This window comes from Flavobacterium notoginsengisoli (assembly GCF_042686225.1).
Classification (GTDB): domain Bacteria; phylum Bacteroidota; class Bacteroidia; order Flavobacteriales; family Flavobacteriaceae; genus Flavobacterium; species Flavobacterium notoginsengisoli.
Genome location: NZ_JBHUOT010000011.1, coordinates 50118 through 70467 on the forward strand (window position 1 = coordinate 50118; position 20350 = coordinate 70467).

The window sequence follows — 20350 nt, forward strand, 5'->3', positions numbered from 1 at the left end:
AAGATATTTTTTAGCTTAGCATTGTTTGCGCTTTCTTAACTGCATCCACCATTTGATCGATTTCTTCTTTTGTATTATAAAAAGAAAAAGAAGCACGAATTGTTCCCGGAATACAGAAGAAATTCATGATTGGCTGTGCGCAATGATGTCCGGTTCTAACAGCAATTCCTAATTTATCGATAATAGAACCAATATCATAAGGATGAATTCCATCAATATTAAACGAAACTACAGAAGCTTTATTTTTAGTGTTTCCGTAAATTCTAATGCCTTCAATTTCATTAAGACGTTTTGTTGCGTGCTCTAACAATTCATTTTCATATTCATGAATTTTATCAAAACCAATTTCGTTTAAATAATCAATTGCAGTTCCTAAAACAATTCCGCCAGCGATGTTTGGCGTTCCGGCTTCAAATTTATGAGGAAGATCAGCGTAAGTTGTTTTTTCGAAAGTAACTTCTTTAATCATTTCGCCTCCGCCCTGATAAGGAGGGAGTTTGTTCAACCATTCTTCTTTTCCATACAGAATTCCAGTTCCGGTTGGACCGCACATTTTATGTCCTGAAAAAGCATAAAAATCGCAATCTAATTCTTGAACATCTGGTTTTAAATGCGGAACGGCCTGAGCGCCATCAATTAAAACTGCAGCACCAACAGCATGCGCCTTATCAATAATATATTTGATTGGATTGATTACACCCAATGCATTTGAAATATGATTTACGGTAACAATTTTCGTTTTTTCCGAAAGTAAAGCATCGAATTCTGAAATGATTAATTCTCCGTTTTCATCAATAGGAATAACCTTTAAAACTGCTTCAGTTCTTTCGCATAACATCTGCCAAGGCACAATGTTGCTGTGATGTTCCAAAGAAGAAACCACAACTTCGTCACCAGGTTTTAAAATCGAGGCAAAACCGTTTGCAACCAGGTTGATTCCGTGTGTTGTTCCCGAAGTAAAAAGAACTTCATGAGCATGTTTTGCGTTGATATGATCTTTTACTTTACCGCGTGAAACCTCATAAGCATCAGTCGCTAACTGACTTAAAGTGTGCACACCACGGTGAATGTTGGCATTAATTTCGTTATAATATTTTACTTCTGCATCGATCACAACTTGTGGTTTTTGCGAAGTCGCTCCGTTGTCGAAATATACTAATGGCTTTCCGTTTACAGTTTGTGAAAGTATAGGAAAATCAGCTCTTATTTTTTGAATATCTAGCATGTCTTATTTAGAAAAAATCTATCTACAAAAGTACTAAAACTAAATTTGTTTATGCATCAATTCTATAATTTCCTTTTATGGCACCATTGTTATAAGGCGCAAATGCTGATTCCATAAAAATCAAATCAATTTTCTGAATTATCCCGAACAGATTTGTGATTTGAGTTCTAATATCATGAACATAAATTATTTATATTGCAATAAAAAAACTCACATATCATGAAAAAAATTCTCAAAGTACTTTTACTTGTAGTGGTTCTTGCATTTTTGTATTTCGGATTTACAACTTATCCAAAGCTTGATTTAATTTCTGGTTTTTCAGCTAAAAGTGTTGCATCCGGACATTTTATTGATAATCGTTCGTTAGATTTAATTCAAAAAACCGACAATGATATCGATATGATTGATTTGGCTAAAAACTCCATTGATGATGCCGGAAAATTTGCTGTTTCTTCTGTTTACGGATTGAAAGAAAGAAAAGCAATTTACAGAGAAGGTTTAGGCGCTTTATTAATTAATGATAATTATGATGTTTCGAAACCTTATTTGCTTCCAAAGAGAACAAAATTGGTTAATAATCTTCCTTTTCCATATGGAAATAACGAACCGAAAGATACCGCTTTCGCGAATGTGGATTATACAAAATTAAAAAAAGCAATTGATGATTCTTTTGATAAAGATGGCGGAAAAGCAAAACGCACCCGCGCCGTTGTGGTTTTATACAAAGACAAATTAATCGGCGAAAAATACGATACAGGTTTTAATAAAAACAGTAAAATTTTAGGCTGGTCGATGACAAAAAGCATTACAAGTTCGGCTTTTGGTGTTTTGGCGAAACAGGGAAAAATTGATATTTATAAACCTGCTCCAGTTGTAGAATGGAAAAACGATGAACGTAAAAATATTACACTTAATGATTTACTTCATATGAATTCAGGTTTAGAATGGGAAGAAAATTACAGCACGATCTGCGATGCTACAAAAATGCTTTTTCAGGCAGAAGATATGGGAAAAGTACAATTGGATAAACCAGTACAATTCAAACCTAATACACATTGGAATTATTCATCAGGAACAACCAATTTATTATCTCTGATTTTAAGAAGACAATTTAAAACACAGCAAGAATATCTGGATTTTTGGTACAGCGCCGTAATCGACAAAATCGGAATGAACTCGATGATTGTGGAACAAGACATGAGCGGAACTTTCGTAGGTTCGTCTTACGGATGGGCGACGCCACGCGACTGGTCAAAATTTGGATTATTATATCTTCATAAAGGAAACTGGAACGGTGAACAAATCCTTGATGAAAGTTGGGTAAAATATACCGCAACGCCAACAAATACTTCTGAAGGAAAATATGGTGCTCAATTTTGGTTAAATGCCGGAGGAAAATTCCCAGACGTTCCGCGTGATATGTTTTATTGCAGTGGTTATCAAGGACAAATGGTAGCGATTATTCCATCTTTGGATATGGTTATTGTGAGAATGGGAGTGAGGGAAGGTGATAAAAGTTTTGATTTTAATGGGTTTTTGAAAGGGATAATTTCTTCTGTGAAAAAATAAAATTTAACCGCAAAGACGCCAAGTAAAAAGCGCAAAGTTCGCAAAGCTTAATAAAAAACTTTGCGAACCTTGTGTAAACCTTAGCGCTCTTTGCGGTTAAGAATATCTACAAATCAAATCCTAAATTCACGCCTAATTTCATGGCAATGATTTTAGTAATTCTTTGTTTTAATTCTGGTATTTTGATGCTTTCGATAACGGCATTTGAGAATGCGTACATCAATAAAGCTTTAGCTTCTTTTTTCGGGATTCCGCGTGACTGCATGTAGAACATTGCTGTTTCATCCAATTGTCCAACAGTACAACCGTGAGAACATTTTACGTCATCTGCAAAAATCTCTAATTGTGGTTTTGCGTTGATCGTTGCTTTATCGCTCAATAAAATATTGTTGCTTTTTTGGAAAGCATTTGTTTTTTGAGCTTCTTTTTCAACCAAAACTTTTCCATTGAAAACTCCTGTCGAACGATCAGAGAAAATTCCTTTATAATCCTGGAAACTTTCACAGTTTGGCTGCGCGTGGTTTACCAAAGTATAATGATCAACGTGTTGTTTGTCATTCAAAATAGAAATTCCGTTAAGCGTACTTGTTAATCTTTCTCCGAAATGGTAAAAGTTTAAGTTATTGCGAGTCAGATTTCCTCCAAATGAGAAAGTATGAACTGAAGCGTGGCTTTCTTGTTGTTGAGAAACATAAGTATTATCAACTAAATTCGCTTCGCTATTGTCGTTTTGAATTTTGTAATAATCAACAATTGCACGTTTTTGAGCAAAAATCTCGGTAACAGAATTTGTCAAAACCGGATTTTCGTTCAAACTTTGGTGACGCTCGATAATTTGAACATGTGAATTTTCGCCAACAATTACCAAATTTCTAGGCTGCACCATTAAAGCTGTTTCATTTCCAGTTGAGAAATACATAATTTCAATTGGTTTGTCGGCCACTTTTTTCTTCGGAATATTGATAAATGCTCCTTCAATTGCAAAAGCTGTATTCAATGAAGTCAAACTATCATCTTTACTTGCAATTTGATTGAAGTAAGTATCAATAACCATTTTATATTTTGGTTTGGTCAATGCCGATGACATCAAACAAACATCGATTCCATCATGCGTTGTAGAAGACAAATGCGAACTAAAAACGCCATCGATAAATACTAATTTGTAAGTGTCAATTTCGTGTAAAAAGTATTTTTTTACTTGGTTAAATTCAATTGCATTTTCCTGCTTTGGAAAAACCGTAAAGTCATTTTTTAAGATGGCATTTAGCGATGTATATTTCCAAGCTTCTTCTTTTTTGGTTGGGAAACCTTTATTTTCGAAGTTTTTTAAAGCATTTGTGCGTATGTCATGTAAATCTGAATGTACATCGACACGCTCTTCAAAAGCCATAAAAGACGATACTAATTTTTCTTTTAAATCCATTGTTCTTTTGTTTCCTTCGGAGTTTCAGGTTTCAAGTTTCAGGTTGACTGTTGGAACTTAACTCCCGTGAATCCATATTGTTTCAGGTTTAATGTTTCATGTTTTTCTAATGAAACTTATTTCCTTTGAAATCTTTTTTATTTAGATAAGTGATAAAGTTTTTTATTTTACCGCTTAAATTTTCATAATCCTTTTTTAAAGCTTCGAATTTTTCTTCTGAAATATATTCAAAATCAAAAACACGATATAATTGAGATCTCGTTTCTCCAGCTGAACCTTTTGCAATTGATAAAAATTGTCGAAACTCTAAATTTCCATCTCTTTCAAAACCTTCTGCAATATTATCCATTACAGAGCCCGAAGAATCTTTTATTTGATTTTTGAATCTTAAGTCGGATCTTAACTCTGTGTGGACCGCAATAAGATGAATTTCTTTTGCTAATCGTCGAGCCTCTTTCCAGATTTCTAAATCTTCAAATCGAGTGATTGTCGCCATAATTTCTGCTTAAATAATTTTAAGTTTAAACTTACAAAATGTAATTCAACTTGAAACTAAAAAAACATGAAACCTGAAACAAATTTTAATTCTCTGCTTTGATCCAGTCGTATCCTTTTTCTTCCAGCTCGTAAGCCAATTCTTTTCCTCCAGATTTTACAATTCTTCCGTTGTAAAGAACGTGAACGAAATCAGGAACGATATAATCTAATAAACGTTGGTAGTGCGTGATAACAATGATTGCGTTTTTGTCGCTTTTTAATTTGTTTACACCATTTGCTACGATTCTTAAAGCATCGATATCAAGACCAGAATCCGTTTCGTCAAGGATTGCTAATTTTGGTTCTAACATTGCCATTTGGAAAATTTCATTTCTTTTTTTCTCTCCTCCAGAAAACCCTTCGTTTAAAGAACGAGAAAGAAATTTGCGGTCGATTTCTAATAGTTCAGATTTCTCACGAATTACTTTCAACATTTCGTTTGCCGGCATTTCTTCTTGTCCGTTTGCTTTACGAGTTTCGTTGATAGCGGTTTTCATAAAGTTAGTCACGCTAACTCCAGGAATTTCTACAGGATATTGAAACGAAAGAAAAACACCTTTGTGTGCTCTTTCTTCTGGAGCTAAATCAGCAAGATCTTCTCCGTCTAGGATAACTTCTCCGTCTGTAACTTCGTAGTTTTCGTTTCCTGCGATAACAGCAGAAAGCGTACTTTTTCCAGAACCGTTTGGTCCCATTATCGCGTGAACTTCTCCAGCTTTAACTTCTATATTAATTCCTTTAAGGATTTCTTTATCACCAATTGAGGCGTGAAGGTTTTTTATTGATAACATCTTTTTTTTGTTTAAAGTTTCAAGTTTCAAGTTTTCAGTTGTGCTGAAAAACGAAACTTTGAAAAATCTTTTATTTTAATATGATATAAAATTCTTTTTTAATGGTTGTAAAAGTAAGTTTCGGATCAAAAACTTGAAACCTGAAACCTGAAACTTTTTTTAACCTACAGATCCTTCTAAAGAAATCTCTAATAATTTTTGAGCTTCAACAGCAAATTCCATTGGAAGTTTATTCAATACATCTTTACTGAATCCGTTTACAATAAGGGCGATCGCTTTTTCAGTCGGAATACCTCTTTGATTACAGTAGAAAACCTGATCTTCTCCAATTTTACTTGTAGTTGCCTCGTGCTCAATTTTAGCCGATGGATTTTTACTTTCGATGTAAGGGAAAGTATGTGCACCACAATTGTTACCCATTAATAAGGAGTCACATTGTGAAAAGTTTCTTGCATTCTCCGCTCTTGGCGAAATCTGCACTAAACCACGGTAACTGTTTTGTGATTTTCCAGCCGAAATACCTTTAGAAATAATAGTCGATTTAGTGTTTTTTCCTAAATGGATCATTTTAGTTCCTGTATCCGCTTGTTGATAATTATTAGTAACGGCGATAGAATAAAATTCTCCTACTGAATTATCTCCTTTTAATACACAAGATGGATATTTCCAGGTTACAGCAGAACCTGTTTCAACTTGTGTCCAGGAAATTTTAGCGTTTGTTTCGCATAAACCTCTTTTTGTTACGAAGTTGTAAACTCCACCTTTTCCTTCTTTGTTTCCGGGGAACCAGTTTTGAACTGTAGAATATTTAATTTCAGCATCATCCAAAGCGATTAATTCAACCACAGCAGCGTGTAATTGATTTTCGTCACGGCTTGGAGCTGTACATCCTTCAAGATAAGAAACGTAGCTTCCTTCGTCAGCAATAACCAAAGTTCTTTCGAATTGTCCCGTTCCTGCTTGATTAATTCTGAAATAAGTTGAAAGTTCCATTGGACATTTAACGCCTTTTGGAATATAACAGAAACTTCCGTCAGAGAAAACCGCTGAGTTTAATGCTGCGTAGAAGTTGTCTTTTTGCGGTACAACAGTTCCTAAATATTTTTTAACTAATTCCGGATGCTCTTTGATCGCTTCAGAAATTGGACAGAAAATAATTCCTTTTTCTGCCAAAGTTTTCTTGAAAGTTGTTGCTACCGAAACAGAATCGACTACAATATCCATAGCGACATTGTTCATCTTTTTTTGTTCATCTACAGAAATTCCTAACTTTTTGTACATCTCTAATAATTCCGGATCAACATCGTCCAAAGTTTTATTAGGATCTACTTGTTTTGGAGCTGAATAGTAAGAGATCGCCTGAAAGTCTGGTTTTTCGTAATGTACGTTTGCCCATTCTGGCTCGATCATTTCTTTCCAGGAACGGAAAGCTTCGATGCGCCATTCGGTCATCCATTCAGGTTCTTCTTTTTTAAGAGAAATAGCTCTTACAATTTCTTCGTTTAAGCCAATAGGGAAAGTCTCAGATTCTATATTAGTATAAAATCCGTATTCATATTCTTTAGTTTCCAGTTCGATTTTTAAATCGTCTTCTGTGTATTTGCTCATTGTTGATTTTAAAGATTCAAAGATTTAATCTCAGAAATTTCAAAGATTAAATCTTTATTAGTCTTGGTATTCTCTTTGTGTTTTTATAGTGAAAATGACTCACCGCAGCCACAAGTTCTGCTTGCATTTGGATTATTGAAAACAAATCCTTTTCCGTTTAATCCGCCAGAAAATTCTAAAATAGTTCCGGCTAAATATAGAAATGATTTTTTCTCAACAGCAATTTGTATGTCGTTGTCAACGAATATTTTGTCGTCTTCTCCTTTAGTTTTGTCAAATTTTAAATCATAAGACAAACCAGAGCATCCACCGCTTTTTACACCTACTCTTACGTAGTCGCTTGCGGCGTCAAAACCATCATCAGTCATCAGATCGATGATTTTCTTTTTGGCAGTATCAGAAACTTTTATCATTGTTCTTAGATGTTTAATTTTTAATGAGCATTTTGAGCTGTAATGAATTTAGTACAGATTTAAAACGCTAATTTTCAATGTTAAATAGAAATTGTCTGCAAAGATACGACTTAAAAACCTTTTTCCATAACGGTTCACATTATTATAACAAATGTTAAAATAGATATTACTTATTTTGATAAAATTGACTCTTGAAATTGGTCTAAAAATTCGAATTAAGCAGTTTTTTATTTTTAAGCTGCAAATATCGCTCCTAAATGTTAAAAAACAAGTATTTATACTTATTCCCGCGAATATTTAATTGGTATTTTTGCAAAAAATTGTGAGTAATTATGAATAAACAAAATAAAATTGCTTGGTACAAACCCTTATTCATATTAATTTTTGTTTTGGGATTAGGAGCATCTGTATTAGTTTTTAGTAATGAACCTGAAGGAAATGTAAGTAGTGCCGTAGAAAATGGTGTGTCAGAAGAATACTTTTATGAAAATAAAGAAACGAACGTGCAAAAAGGTATTTTAGATTCGTTAATTACATTAAAAGAAGCTTATGATATTGCAATTCAGGAAAAAACAGCTTTATCAGAACAATTAGAACTGGAGCGAAAAAATGTTGAAAATTTAATGGAAATAATAAAAGCTTCTGAAAATCCTTCATTGGCACAGCTTAAAGTATTCAGATCACAACTCTCTGACTCAAAATTGTCATTAGAAAATAAAATGGCAGAGATCAAAAAACTGAAATCCCAAAATAAAAATTTATTGACAGAAATTGAAAGCCAAAATGTTGTGATGTACAAACAAAAGGCTGAAAATGATACTTTAATTTTGAAACAAAAGAAACTGGAATCGACCCTTAAAGATGCGTCAAAACTTTCTTTGAGTACTTTTAAGGTTGTTGCACTTCGTGAAAAAAATTCAGGAGCCGAATTGGAAACAACAAAAGCAAAGAATACAAAAAAACTTAAAGTGAGTTTTATTGTGAACGGAAATGCTGTTGCTAAAACTGGAAAAAGAGTTTTTTACATTCAGGTATTGGACCAAAAAAATACAGTTTTAGGAGATAATAAACTGATCGAGTTTGGGAATGATAAAGCATTAGTTTATAGTTTTATTGTGAGTACAGACTTTCAGGGAAAATCGGTTAATGTTTACGGGATTCTGAATGCAGATGGAAATCCCTTTAAAAAAGGAACTTATTTTGTCAATTTCTTCGACAAGCAGGAAATAATGGGAACCGCTTCTATTACCTTACAATAACAGTTTTCAGTATAATTTCTAGTAAAAGGAGTTTGTATTTCCTAGCTTTGTTCTTTTAGAAAATCATACTCATGAAACTTTACCCAATAGAATCCGGAAATTTTAAATTAGACGGAGGTGCTATGTTTGGTGTAGTTCCCAAAACAATTTGGAACAAAACCAACCCTGCCGATGCTAATAATTTAATTGATATTGCTGCACGTTGTTTGTTAATCGAAGACGGAAATCGCCTTATTTTAATTGATACTGGAATGGGCGATAAACAATCTGAAAAATTCTTTGGATATTATTCGCTTTGGGGATCTCATTCCCTGGATAAATCTCTGGCAGAATATGGTTTTAACCGCGATGATATTACTGATGTTTTTATGACACATCTGCATTTTGACCATTGTGGAGGAAGTGTGCAATGGAATAGTGATAAAACAGGCTACGAACCTGCTTTTAAAAATGCCAAATTCTGGACCAACGAAAACCATTGGGAATGGGCAACCAAACCAAATGCTCGTGAAAAAGCTTCTTTCTTGTCGGAGAACATTTTACCGATGCAGGAAAGCGGACAATTGAATTTTATTGAAAGACCTGAAACTGATTTTGGATTCTCAAAAGAATTAAATTTTGACATTTACTATGTTGACGGTCATACCGAAAAACAAATGATTCCCTACATTAAATATCAGGATAAAACCATTGTTTTTTGTGCTGATTTATTAGCAACGGCAGGACATATTCCGCTGCCTTATGTTATGGGTTACGATACAAGGCCACTTTTGACAATGCCGGAAAAATCAAAATTCCTGAATTTAGCAGCAGATCAGAATCATTATTTGTTTTTGGAACATGATGCACATAATCAAATTATAACGGTTGAGCATACCGAAAAAGGTGTTCGATTAAAAGATGTTTTTACTTGCGAAGACATTCTTTAAAGTAGAATTCAAAATAAAAAAAATCCCGTTTTCAGTATTTTGAGAACGGGATTTTTTGATTTAGCTAATACGGATTATTCTACTATGATTTTTTTTGCAGAAGCGGCATCTCCGTTAATTAAATACACATAATAAACTCCTTTAGGTAGGCCAGATAAATCGATTGTATTATTTGTATTTGCATTATTTAAAGTAAAAGATTTTACCAATTGGCCTAACGAATTGTAAACTGTTGCTTTGTCTAATGGAATATTATTAATAGTTATTTCTCCTTTTGTTGGGTTTGGATATACTATGACTTGACTAAATTCAGATTTGTCAATACCTAGGCTTTTACAAGTATTAGCATAAGTAGTAGTCGATTCTTTGACGTTTGACCAATTTGAATTTGAATAATTCTCGTCATCAACTTGTATACAGCTGAGAGTTGTAAGCCCTAAGAAAGTGGTATATAATGCAGAAGCTGATTTTTTTCCAGTATTTGATGGCAGAATAAAGTTACGATTGTTTCCATTTTTCAAATTTAAAGAAACCAAAGGATTATTAACAACATATACAATTCTGAGTCTGGTATTTTTGGATAAATCTAATGTAGTAAGCTGATTTGAAGAAGCGTTTAGCGTTTCTAAAAGTAAATTGTTGCTTACGTCAAGAGAAGTAATTTGGTTATTGCTTATATCTAAGTTTGTCAATGAAGTAAAATATTCAATACCAGTTAGATTTTTAATATTGCTGTTTGAAAGGTCTAAACTTGTTATTGAACTGGCATTAGCAATTGTGATTTTTCCATTAAGACCATCAGTATCAATTCCAAGATCAATTAACCTTTGTTCAAAATTAGTGTCTGGAAGTGCCACATATTCTATTGTGCAAGTAGTATTGTAGGTAGCCCAAGAGTCTTTAGCATTCATCCAGTTTTTATTCGCATAAGTTACATCATCAACTTGTATACAGGTTAATTTTGGGTTGTTTTTCAAATTATCAACCATAGTGGTATTGATAAACTTGGTATTGTTTCCGTTTTTTAAATTAAGATTAATTAATTGATTGGAAGCACATTTTAGATAATTTAAAGAAGTGTTTTTTGAAATATCAAGAGACGTTAATAAATTAGAATTACAATTCAAACCGCCTGATAAAGGATTATTAGAAGTATCTAAACGAGTAATTTGATTAGAATCACATTCGATTCTAGTCAGATTAGTATTTTTTGAAGTATTTAAAGCGGTTAGTTTATTACTGTTACAATACAAACCGTTAAGTAAAATATTTTTAGAAATATCTAATTCTGTTAATTGATTATGATCACAAATTAAATCTTCAAGAGCTGTATTTTGAGAAAGATCAAGCGTAGTTAATAAATTAGAACTACAGGTTAAGTGCACTAAAGCAGTGTTTTTTGAAATGTTTAAATCTGTTACCTTATTTCCAGACATATATAACCATCGTAAGGCTTTATTTTTTGAAACATTTATACTGTCTATTTGGTTGTTGTGAAAATACAGACTTTTTAAAGCTATATTTTTAGAAACATCTAATTTTTTTAACTGATTATCGCCTATAGATAAATCTTCTAAAGTAGTATTATTAGAAATATCGATACTAGTGATTTGATTTCCATCGCAAAAAAGAGTTTTTAAAGACGTGAAATCTTGAATTCCGGATAAACTCCTAATTGATTTATCCATAACATACAATTCAGTTACCGAAGCTACTTTTGAGGTAAGAACTCTTCCGTCGGGAGTTTCAGAATCAATTCCTTTGGCAATTAGGTCTTTTTCAAAATTCAGATCGGGAATTAAAGTATAGCCGTCATTGCAGTTCGTATTAAAGCTTGCAGTAAGATCTTTTTTGCCAGACCAGTTTGCATTAGCGTAAGCCACATTATCGACTTGTATACAAGTTAAATTTGGGTTATTAACAAAATTTAGATAGACAAGTTTATCATTGTTTCCATTCTTTAAATTTAGACTTGTTAATTGATTGGAATTAGGATATAAACCAACTAAGGCGGTGTTTGTGCTAACATCCAAAGTGGTTAGCTGATTTTTTGAACAATTTAAAAATTCTAAAGCTTTATTTTTGCTTATATCTAAATTTGTTAATTGATTAGATTGACAATATAGCTCTTTTAGAGTAGTGATTTTAGAAACATCCAATAAGGTTAATTTATTTTCGCGACAATCCAGAAGATTTAAAGCGGTATTTTTGCTTACATCTAAAGTGGTTAACTGGCTAGTATTGCATCCCAAAAATGTTAAAGCAGTATTATTACTTACATCCAATGAAGTGTATTGGTTTGAACCAGAATCTAATTTTGTTAAAGTTGTATTTTTTTTAACATCCAAAGAGGTTAATTTATTTGAGTAGCAAACTAAGTCAGTTAAGGTAATATTATTACTTACATCTAAATTTGCAATCTGGTTGTTATTACAATCTAAAACTGTCAAAGCAGTATTCTTACTTATGTTTAATGCTTTTAAACTATTTTGACTGCAATTCAAATTAGTTAATGATACGAAGTCTTGTATTCCTGTTAAATCTGAAATATTACTTTTACTAACGTCTAAGGAAGTTAAGGTATTAATATTAGATGTCAGGATTTTTCCATCAACTGGAAAATTATCCAATTTCAAATTGATTAATTTTTCTTCAAAAAGAGGATCTGGAATTAAAGTATAAGCAGGCTGCTCACCTGGAGTATATAAAGCAGAAAGTTCTTCCGAAGTCAGTACACGATTCCATAGCGCAATATCATCTAAAGCTCCCTCAAAGTAATCTGTGTCATTATTTTTTCCTATTCTGCATAAAAAATCTCCAAACCCTTTTGTAAACGAGTTTACAGTTCCTGATAATTCAAGAACATTATTGATGTATAATGAAAACAACTTAGTACTATCATTAAAAGTCATGGCAAAAAAGGTCCATTGATTATTGAAATAGTCTTTTTGAGATGAAAAGGTCTGAGTATCAAAAGTGACATCCAAATAACCTTTAGAATAAAAACTTATTTTAAAAGCAGCATCAGGATTGATTCCATAATTTATCATAGCAAAATTCATGCTTTTGCTAACAGGTTTACTGATTTTAAACCAACCGGTAATGGTTCGGGTATTATTTACTTGTGGAGTATTTGCTAAAAAAGGCTCTAAACTACTGTTGATTCCGTTAAACGAACAAGCAGAGTTAGCATTTCCAAATCGATCAGAAATTAAGGTAACATTTTTTGCATTAGCATTAACACCATTTGCGCTTGCGTCAGTAGTATTTCCACTAAACGGATAATAAAAAATTAATCCATTTGCAGGTATTTTATCATCAATCAGAATTGGCTTAATAGTTATGTTTATTGCTAATCTTGACGAGCTTTCACATCCATTAATTGTTTGCGATGCATAATATGTACCTGTTTGTAAAACAGTTGATAAACTCAACACATTAGATGATACGGGATCAGCATACCACTTAATGTTTGTGCCGCTGGCTTTTAAATCGGCAACGGTTGCGCCTTTATCAAATGTTTGTGAATTTGCAGTTGGTGGTTGCGTAGTGGTTGAATTAACTATTGCATAATCTGACTTTGTGATACATCCATTAGCGTCTTTTACCATTACAGAATAATTTCCTGCAGATAAATTATTAAAGATATTTGAATCTTGAAAAACTCCAAACTCTGAAATAGAATATTGATAAGGTTTTGTTCCTCCATTTGCGATAATGGAGATACTTCCGTTGTTGCCATTACAGGCATTAATACTTGTTGCAACCAAAGAGATAAGATTGGGTTCAGTAATTGTAAAGGCAATAATAGTTGTTAATGAAGACGCATCTGTTGCTTTACATGTATATGTGCCGGGTGCTAAATCTTTTACGGAAGAACTTGTCCCTCCGTTAGACCATAAATAAGTGTAAGGAGCGGTTCCTCCTCCTGCAATAGCAGTTGCAGAACCATTATGCATGCCTAAACAAGTTACATTCACCACATTTATATTAAGAGTCAACATATCAGAGCAAGGAACAATTACAGGTACATTTTTATTAACAGTTGTACCATCACCTAATTGTCCATCTGCGTTATCTCCAAAAGTCCACATAACACCATCAGTACTTACTGCAGTTGTGTAGTACCAGCCTGCAGTTACCGCCTGCCAGTTTTTTCCAGTCCCTATTTGTACTGGTGTAAGGCTGTTTGAATATTTACCATTTCCTAATTCATTGTGTGAATTATATCCCCAGGTCCATAAAGAGCCATCAGTTTTTATTGCAATTGAATGATCTCCCGCCGCACCTAAAGTTTTCCAATCTGTGGATGTTCCTATTTTTATCGGAATATAACTATTCATAGTTGTACCGTTTCCTAACTCACCATATGTATTTTGTCCCCAAGCCCATAAAGATCCGTCTGTTTTTATAGCAAGGGTATGACTCCCTCCTCCACAGATTGTCTTCCAGTCAGTATCTGTTCCTATTTTTTTTGGTGAATAACCATTCTTAGTAGTACCATCTCCTAATTTTCCATCATCATTACTTCCCCAGGTCCATAAGCTGCCATCTGTTTTTAAGGCAATTGTGTGATGATAACCTACGGTTATCGTTTTCCAATCTTTATCTGTTCCGACCTGTTTAGGAATTCCAGGTCCTGAACTGGTACCATTACCTAATTGCCCAAAATAATTATCTCCCCAAGCCCATAAAGTTCCATCTTTTTTTAAGGCTACTGTATATTGATTTCCTGCTGCAATTGTTTGCCAATCAGTAGCAGACCCTATTCGTGTAGGAATACTTTTGTTGACGCTGGTACCGTCTCCTAATTGCCCATATTTATTACTTCCCCAAGCCCATAAAGAGCCATCTTTTTTTAAAGCAACGGCATGATCGGTTCCGGTAACTACTGTTTGCCAATTAGTATCTGTTCCTATTTTTTTTGGCGAAGAATTGTTTAGTAAAGTGCCATCTCCTGCTTGACCATCTTTGTTACTTCCCCAGCTCCATAGACTATTATCGTTTTGCATAGCTACGTTGAAACTGTATCCGGAAGTTGCTTCTTTCCAGCATTGTGCATTTGTTTGTGAAAAAGAAAAAATTAAAATTAAGAGTAAAGTTTTCCTCATAGAGTTAATATTTGGGTTAATTAATTGTGAGACGAATTTAAATTGAAAAATCTTCTAAAAACAGCAATAATCAGTTTTGTTTTTATAAACTGTTTATAGATTTTGCCAGAGCAATTATACAAATTTTGGTTTAGATTTCTTTACGGAAAGACGTAACGAAACAAAGAGAATCAATACGTTACAAAAAAATCCCGTTTTCAATATTCTGAAAACGGGATTTTTAGTTTAACAAATTATAATTATTCTAAAATTATTTTTTTAGCAGAAGCAGCATCTTCATTGATTAAGTATATGTAATAAACTCCTTTTGGTAATCCAGACAAGTTAATTGTATGATCTGTATTTGCAGAGCTTAAAGTAAATGACTTTACTATCTGTCCTAATGAATTGTAAACGGTTGCTTTTTCTAAAGAAACGTTATTGATGTTAACCTCACCTTTTGTTGGATTAGGATACATTATCACTTTAGCAAAAACAGAATCTTCAATGCCTAACGAGCATGACGAAGAGTAATTTGCAGTGGTATCTTTAAAGAATACACCGCTTGAAGCCGCAAAAGAAGGGTTATCAACCAAAATACAAGTTAAGGCAGTGTTTTTGTTTAATAATGCACCTGTAAAGTTGGTATTATTACCATTTCTAAGGTTCAAACTTTTTAGTGAGTTCTCCATGACGTTCACGTATACCAACTTGGTGTTTTTAGATAAATCCAAATCAGTTAGTTTGTTTTTGTTAACCTGTAAAGTTGTAAGAGCAGGATTTGCTGCTAAATTCAATACTGTTAAATCATTTCCATGTGTATACAACTCAATCAATTTTGAATTTTTGGATACATTCAATGAAGTTAAAAGGTTGAATTGACAATTTAAAAATTCAAGAGCAGTAAAATCCTCAATCCCAGTGAGGTCTTTAATGTCGCTTAATTGTACATTTAAGTCTTTTACTGATGCGATTGTTGAAGTTAAAACTTTTCCGTTTTTCCCGTCTATATCGATGTTCAATGCAATTAGTTTATCTTCAAAATTTGAATCCGGAATCAAAGTATAACTGCCACAATTTTCTGTAAAGAAAGAAGTTTTGTCCAGTTTTCCATTCCAGTTATCGTTAGAATATTTAGCGTTGTCAACCTGAATACAGGATAGAGAAGGGTTTTTGGTAAAATTCACACTAAACCAATCCATATTTACATTGAAACCATTTTTTACGTTCAAAGAATTTAAATTATTGTTTGAAACATTTAATGCCGTCAATGCAGGATTTTTGCTTACATCCAAAACAGTTATAGTGTTGTTAGAACAATTCAAATCGGTTAATAAAGGATTGCTGGCAGGATTTAAAACTGTCAACTGATTTGTACTGCAGTTTAATACTTTTAATGAAGTAAAATCCTGAATTCCTGTTAAGTCTTTAATAGAACTTCCTGAAATATCCAGTGAGGTTAAAGAGGCAATACTTGAAGTAGCAACTTTTCCGTTTTTACCATCTTTGTCAATATTTAATGCGATTAGTTTATCTTCAAAAGCTGAGTCGGGAATTAAAGTATAAACCGTGCAATCTGTGTTAAAACTAGCTGTTGCGTCTTTATAACTACTCCATTTATTTGTAGAATAGGTAACGTCGTCAACCTGAATACAAGTTAAACCTGAATTGTTCTTAAAATTAAGGTAGGTAGTGAATAAAGTGTTTTTACCATTTTTTAGGTTTAAACTCTTTAATGCATTATTAGAACAATTCAAATTTACCAATGATGTATTTTTAGAAACATCTAAGCTGGTAAGTTTACTATTATCGCAAATTAAAGTTGCAAGTTTAGTATTTGCTGAAACATCTAAAGTATTTACACTTGTGCCCTGAATTTGTAATTCTGTTAATTTAATGTTTTTAGAAACATTAACATTAGTAAGGCCAGTATTAGAATTAAGGTAAAGGTTTGTTAGATTAACATTGTTTTGTAAATCTACACTGTTTAATAAATTGAGATTTATGCTTATAGTTTCAAGAGCAGTATTTGTACTTGTATTTAATGTAGTAAGCTTATTATTGTAGGCGTATAACGTAACTAGATTTTTATTATTAGTCAAATTTAAAGTAGTTAAATTTTCAGAACCGCAAGTTAGTGTCTTTAATGCAGTGTTTTTAGAAACGTTTAATTGGCTTATTTTTTTATTTCCTGGTGTAGTTAGTATTTCTAAAGAAGTGAAGTCTTCTAATCCAGTTAAATCTGAAATTTCTTTGAAATTAAGAGAGGTTAAATTTAAATCTTTTTCAACAGCAATTCTGCTTGTAAGGACTTTTCCATCTAGTATATTATCAATTCCTTTATAAATCAAAGCTTTCTCGAATTCTACATCTGGAATTAAAGTGAATTTAATAAGGTTACAGTCAGTAGTGTACGTAGCATAAGTATCTTTCAATGTTGACCAGTTAGCATTAGAATAATCAGCATCATCAACTAGGATACAAGATAGGTTTGGATTGTAAATGAAATTTGAATTCGCTTTAGTTAGTATCGTGTTTTTTCCGTTTTTTAAGTTTAGACTTTCCAGATTATTTCTGTCACATCTGAAGATAGTTAATGATTTATTGTTCGAGATATCTAAACTTTTTAGTTTGTTTAGAGAACAAGTCAACGCTACTAAAGCAGTATTTTTAGATGTATTTAATTCTTGTAATTGGTTTCCATCACATACAAGTTCGGTCAAAGCTAAATTTTTTGAAACATCCAAAATTTCCAATTTATTACCTCCACACCATAATTTCGTTAAATTATTATTATCGTTATTCGGAAGTTTCAAAGTATTTATCTCTGAATTTGCACAATAAATACCAATAAGATTATTGTGGCCTGAAAAATCTAATTTTGTAAACTTATTCGTGCTTCCCCAAAAGGATCCCAGTTTTATATTATTCGAAACATCTAAGAATGTTAATTGATTATTTTCACAATTTAGGTACTCTAAATCCAAACAGTTATCTACGTTTAAACTTGTCAACTGATTGTTTCTAATAACCAAGGTTTTTAATTTTGTATTTTTAGTAAAATCTAAAGTTTTTAATTGATTGTTTTCAGCATCAATTCTTTCCAGAGCTGTAAAATCTTCGATTCCGGTTAAATCTGAAACTCCACTGTTGTTTAAATTTAAAGTCGTCAGAGAAGAAATGCTGGCAGTTGTAACTTTACCATTTTTACCATCTTTGTCAATTCCTAAATCAATCAATCTTTGTTCAAATTTCTCATCAGGAATTAAAGTGTAAATTGTACAATCAAGATTGATACTTGTGAAAGTATCTTTTATTATAGTCCAATTTACCAAAGCATAATTTACATCTGCGACCTGAATACATCTTAAGTCAGCATTATTTAAAGTAATAATATGATTTAAAGAAGTATTTTTAGATAAATCCAATTTGCTTAAAGAGTTTTTAGAAACGTCTAAGCCGGTAAGCGATGTAAATGCTTGAATTCCTGTTAAATCGGTTATAGAGCTGTTAGCAACATTCAAAGTAGTAACTGCAGCTGCACTTGCTGTTGCAATCAATCCGTTTTTACCATCGGTGTCAATCCCAAGGCTGATCAATTTGTCTTCAAATTTAGGATCTGGAATTAATGTTATCGCGTTGCAGTTTATTGGAGAGTAAAACGCAGCGGCATCTTTTTTTCCTGCCCAGTTAACATTTGAATAATCAACGTCATCTACGCTAATACAAGATAAAGTTGGATTTACAGTTAAGTCTATATTGGCTTTAAGTAATAAATTGTTTTGGCCATTTTTTAAGTTTAGGCTCACCAATTTATTATTGTTTACTTTTACAGTTGTCAAGGCTTTGTGAGAGCTTAAATCTAAAGACTTAATTTGGTTTTGACTACAGTTCAATTCTTTTAGCAGTAAATTATTTGATAAATCCAGTTGCTCAATTATATTTTGTTGGCACTCAAAAGATTCTAATGCTGTATTTTTAGAAAGGTTGATAGAAGTAAAATTACCAAATAAAGATCCGGAGGTTCCACTGGCATATTTTGAAATATTTAAGGCTTTTAAAGCAGTGTTATTTTCTACATTTAAAATAGAAATTGAGTTTCCGGCTATAGACAATGATGTTAGCAGTGGGTTATTAGAAACATCTAAAGAAGTTAATTTATTTCTTTCGCAGTCCAGTACTTCCAGCGCCTTGTTTTTAGAAACATCCAGAGTTGTTAAATTATTAATACGGACATATAATGTTTTTAAAGAGGCAAATGCTTCTATTCCAGTCAAATCACTAATATTTCTGTTAGTAAGAACTAATTGTGTCGCCAGTACGATTTTCGAAGTAAGTACCTTTCCGTCAGGAGTACCAGAATCATAACCTGTGGAAATTAATTCTTTTTCAAAATTTAGATCAGGAATAAGTGTGTATAAGTTACAATCAAGATTGTAGCTTGTTGCAGGGTCTTTTGAGACAGGGTACCAATTATTATTAGAATAAGAAGGATCGTCCACTTTTATACAAGATAAAAGGGGATTGGAAGTCAAATTAAGTTGTGTTTTATTTATTTTAGTATTGTTTCCATTCTTTAGATTTAATTCTGCCAACATATTATTAGTGCAGGAAAAATCAACCAAATTGGTGTTGCCGGAAAGATCTAATGATGGAATTTTATTAGAATCACAATATAAAGAAACCAGTGCAGTATTTTTTGAAACATCTAAGGATGTAAGTTGATTTTCCCAACAGCTTAAATCTGTTAATAAAACATTTTGTTTAAGGTCAATTGAAGAAATTTGATTCTGATTAAAAGAAAATGACTTTAAAGCAACATTTGGATAGATATTTAAAAAAGTTAGATTGTTTTTGTCACAGTTTAATTCTTCCAATGTATTTGGAGAATATACGGTTAAAGACGTTAGGATATTATTGTCTATTTGAAGCTTTCTTAATTTATTAGTAGTTGTAAAAGCAAATGTTTTTATTTGATTATACGAGGCTATAATGGTTCTTAATTCCTGAGTTGGAAGCGAATTTAAAGCAGTAAGAGCATTTCGGGAGCAATTAAGAGTCGTTAAATAACTATTTGGCAGTAAATTTAGAGATGTTATTTGGTTATTACTACAGTTTAAAATTTCCAAATCTTTAAATGCCCCAATTCCGGTAAGATCGGTTATTGAACTATTTGAAACATCCAGAGAGATAAGTCCTGAAATTTTTGAAGTAAGCACTTTTCCATCCGGATTTCCGGAGTCAATTCCCAATGCAATTAATTTCTTTTCAAAATTGAGATCAGGAATCGCAGTAGTTTGCGCATAAATAGAAAAATTTGCCAGTAACAGCAACAAGAGTAGTTTTGTTTTCATAGAATAAGTTTAGAATTAGGTCGTCGCAATTTTAAGCTATTAATATGAAGATTCCTTACGGGAAGACGTAACGACGTGTTATTTGTTGTTTTTCATGTATTTAATTCATTAAACAGGCACTTTTGAGGAGTTTTTATGATTATCGTAATATT

11 protein-coding genes are annotated in these 20350 nt (G+C 32.4%); 3 read left to right on the forward strand and 8 right to left on the reverse strand.

Annotated features, from left to right (window positions below):
- Positions 1 to 10 precede the first annotated feature (10 nt).
- Positions 11 to 1225 carry an aminotransferase class V-fold PLP-dependent enzyme gene (locus tag ACFS3A_RS21190; RefSeq protein WP_379827561.1) on the reverse strand — a complete coding sequence of 405 codons (1215 nt, stop codon included), beginning with the start codon at positions 1223 to 1225 and terminating at the stop codon, positions 11 to 13.
- Positions 1226 to 1444: 219 nt separating this feature from the next.
- Here ACFS3A_RS21190 and ACFS3A_RS21195 point away from each other — a divergent pair, with 219 nt between their 5' ends.
- A complete protein-coding gene (locus tag ACFS3A_RS21195; RefSeq protein ID WP_379827562.1) occupies positions 1445 to 2794 on the forward strand; it encodes a serine hydrolase domain-containing protein in 1350 nt (449 codons plus the stop codon).
- 106 nt (positions 2795 to 2900) lie between these two features.
- Here ACFS3A_RS21195 and sufD read toward each other — a convergent pair whose 3' ends face one another.
- The 5 genes from sufD to ACFS3A_RS21220 form a co-directional block, all read right to left on the reverse strand.
- Positions 2901 to 4217, reverse strand: coding sequence for a Fe-S cluster assembly protein SufD (sufD, locus tag ACFS3A_RS21200; protein ID WP_379827563.1), 1317 nt, complete (start codon positions 4215 to 4217; stop codon positions 2901 to 2903).
- A 106-nt stretch (positions 4218 to 4323) separates the two neighbouring features.
- Complete coding sequence (locus ACFS3A_RS21205) at positions 4324 to 4713, reverse strand: four helix bundle protein (RefSeq protein ID WP_379827564.1); 390 nt, start codon at positions 4711 to 4713, stop codon at positions 4324 to 4326.
- Between the two features lie 85 nt (positions 4714 to 4798).
- On the reverse strand, positions 4799 to 5545 hold the full coding sequence (sufC, locus tag ACFS3A_RS21210; protein ID WP_029271512.1) for a Fe-S cluster assembly ATPase SufC: 747 nt from the start codon (positions 5543 to 5545) through the stop codon (positions 4799 to 4801).
- A gap of 159 nt (positions 5546 to 5704) precedes the next feature.
- The gene (sufB, locus tag ACFS3A_RS21215; RefSeq protein WP_379827565.1) at positions 5705 to 7153 is read right to left on the reverse strand and encodes a Fe-S cluster assembly protein SufB; all 1449 of its coding nucleotides are present in this window, start codon (positions 7151 to 7153) and stop codon (positions 5705 to 5707) included.
- A gap of 83 nt (positions 7154 to 7236) precedes the next feature.
- Positions 7237 to 7566 (reverse strand): HesB/IscA family protein, encoded by a 330-nt coding sequence (locus ACFS3A_RS21220; protein WP_012023267.1) that lies wholly within the window; start codon positions 7564 to 7566, stop codon positions 7237 to 7239.
- Positions 7567 to 7898: 332 nt separating this feature from the next.
- Here ACFS3A_RS21220 and ACFS3A_RS21225 point away from each other — a divergent pair, with 332 nt between their 5' ends.
- Complete coding sequence (locus ACFS3A_RS21225) at positions 7899 to 8825, forward strand: hypothetical protein (RefSeq protein WP_379827566.1); 927 nt, start codon at positions 7899 to 7901, stop codon at positions 8823 to 8825.
- A 71-nt stretch (positions 8826 to 8896) separates the two neighbouring features.
- Positions 8897 to 9754, forward strand: a complete 858-nt coding sequence (locus tag ACFS3A_RS21230) for an MBL fold metallo-hydrolase (RefSeq protein ID WP_379827567.1) — start codon at positions 8897 to 8899, stop codon at positions 9752 to 9754.
- 74 nt (positions 9755 to 9828) lie between these two features.
- Here the strand turns inward: ACFS3A_RS21230 and ACFS3A_RS21235 are convergent, their stop codons facing one another.
- Positions 9829 to 14865, reverse strand: coding sequence for an RCC1 domain-containing protein (locus tag ACFS3A_RS21235; RefSeq protein WP_379827568.1), 5037 nt, complete (start codon positions 14863 to 14865; stop codon positions 9829 to 9831).
- Positions 14866 to 15104: 239 nt separating this feature from the next.
- Complete coding sequence (locus ACFS3A_RS21240) at positions 15105 to 20198, reverse strand: T9SS type A sorting domain-containing protein (protein ID WP_379827569.1); 5094 nt, start codon at positions 20196 to 20198, stop codon at positions 15105 to 15107.
- Between the last annotated feature and the right edge of the window lie 152 nt (positions 20199 to 20350).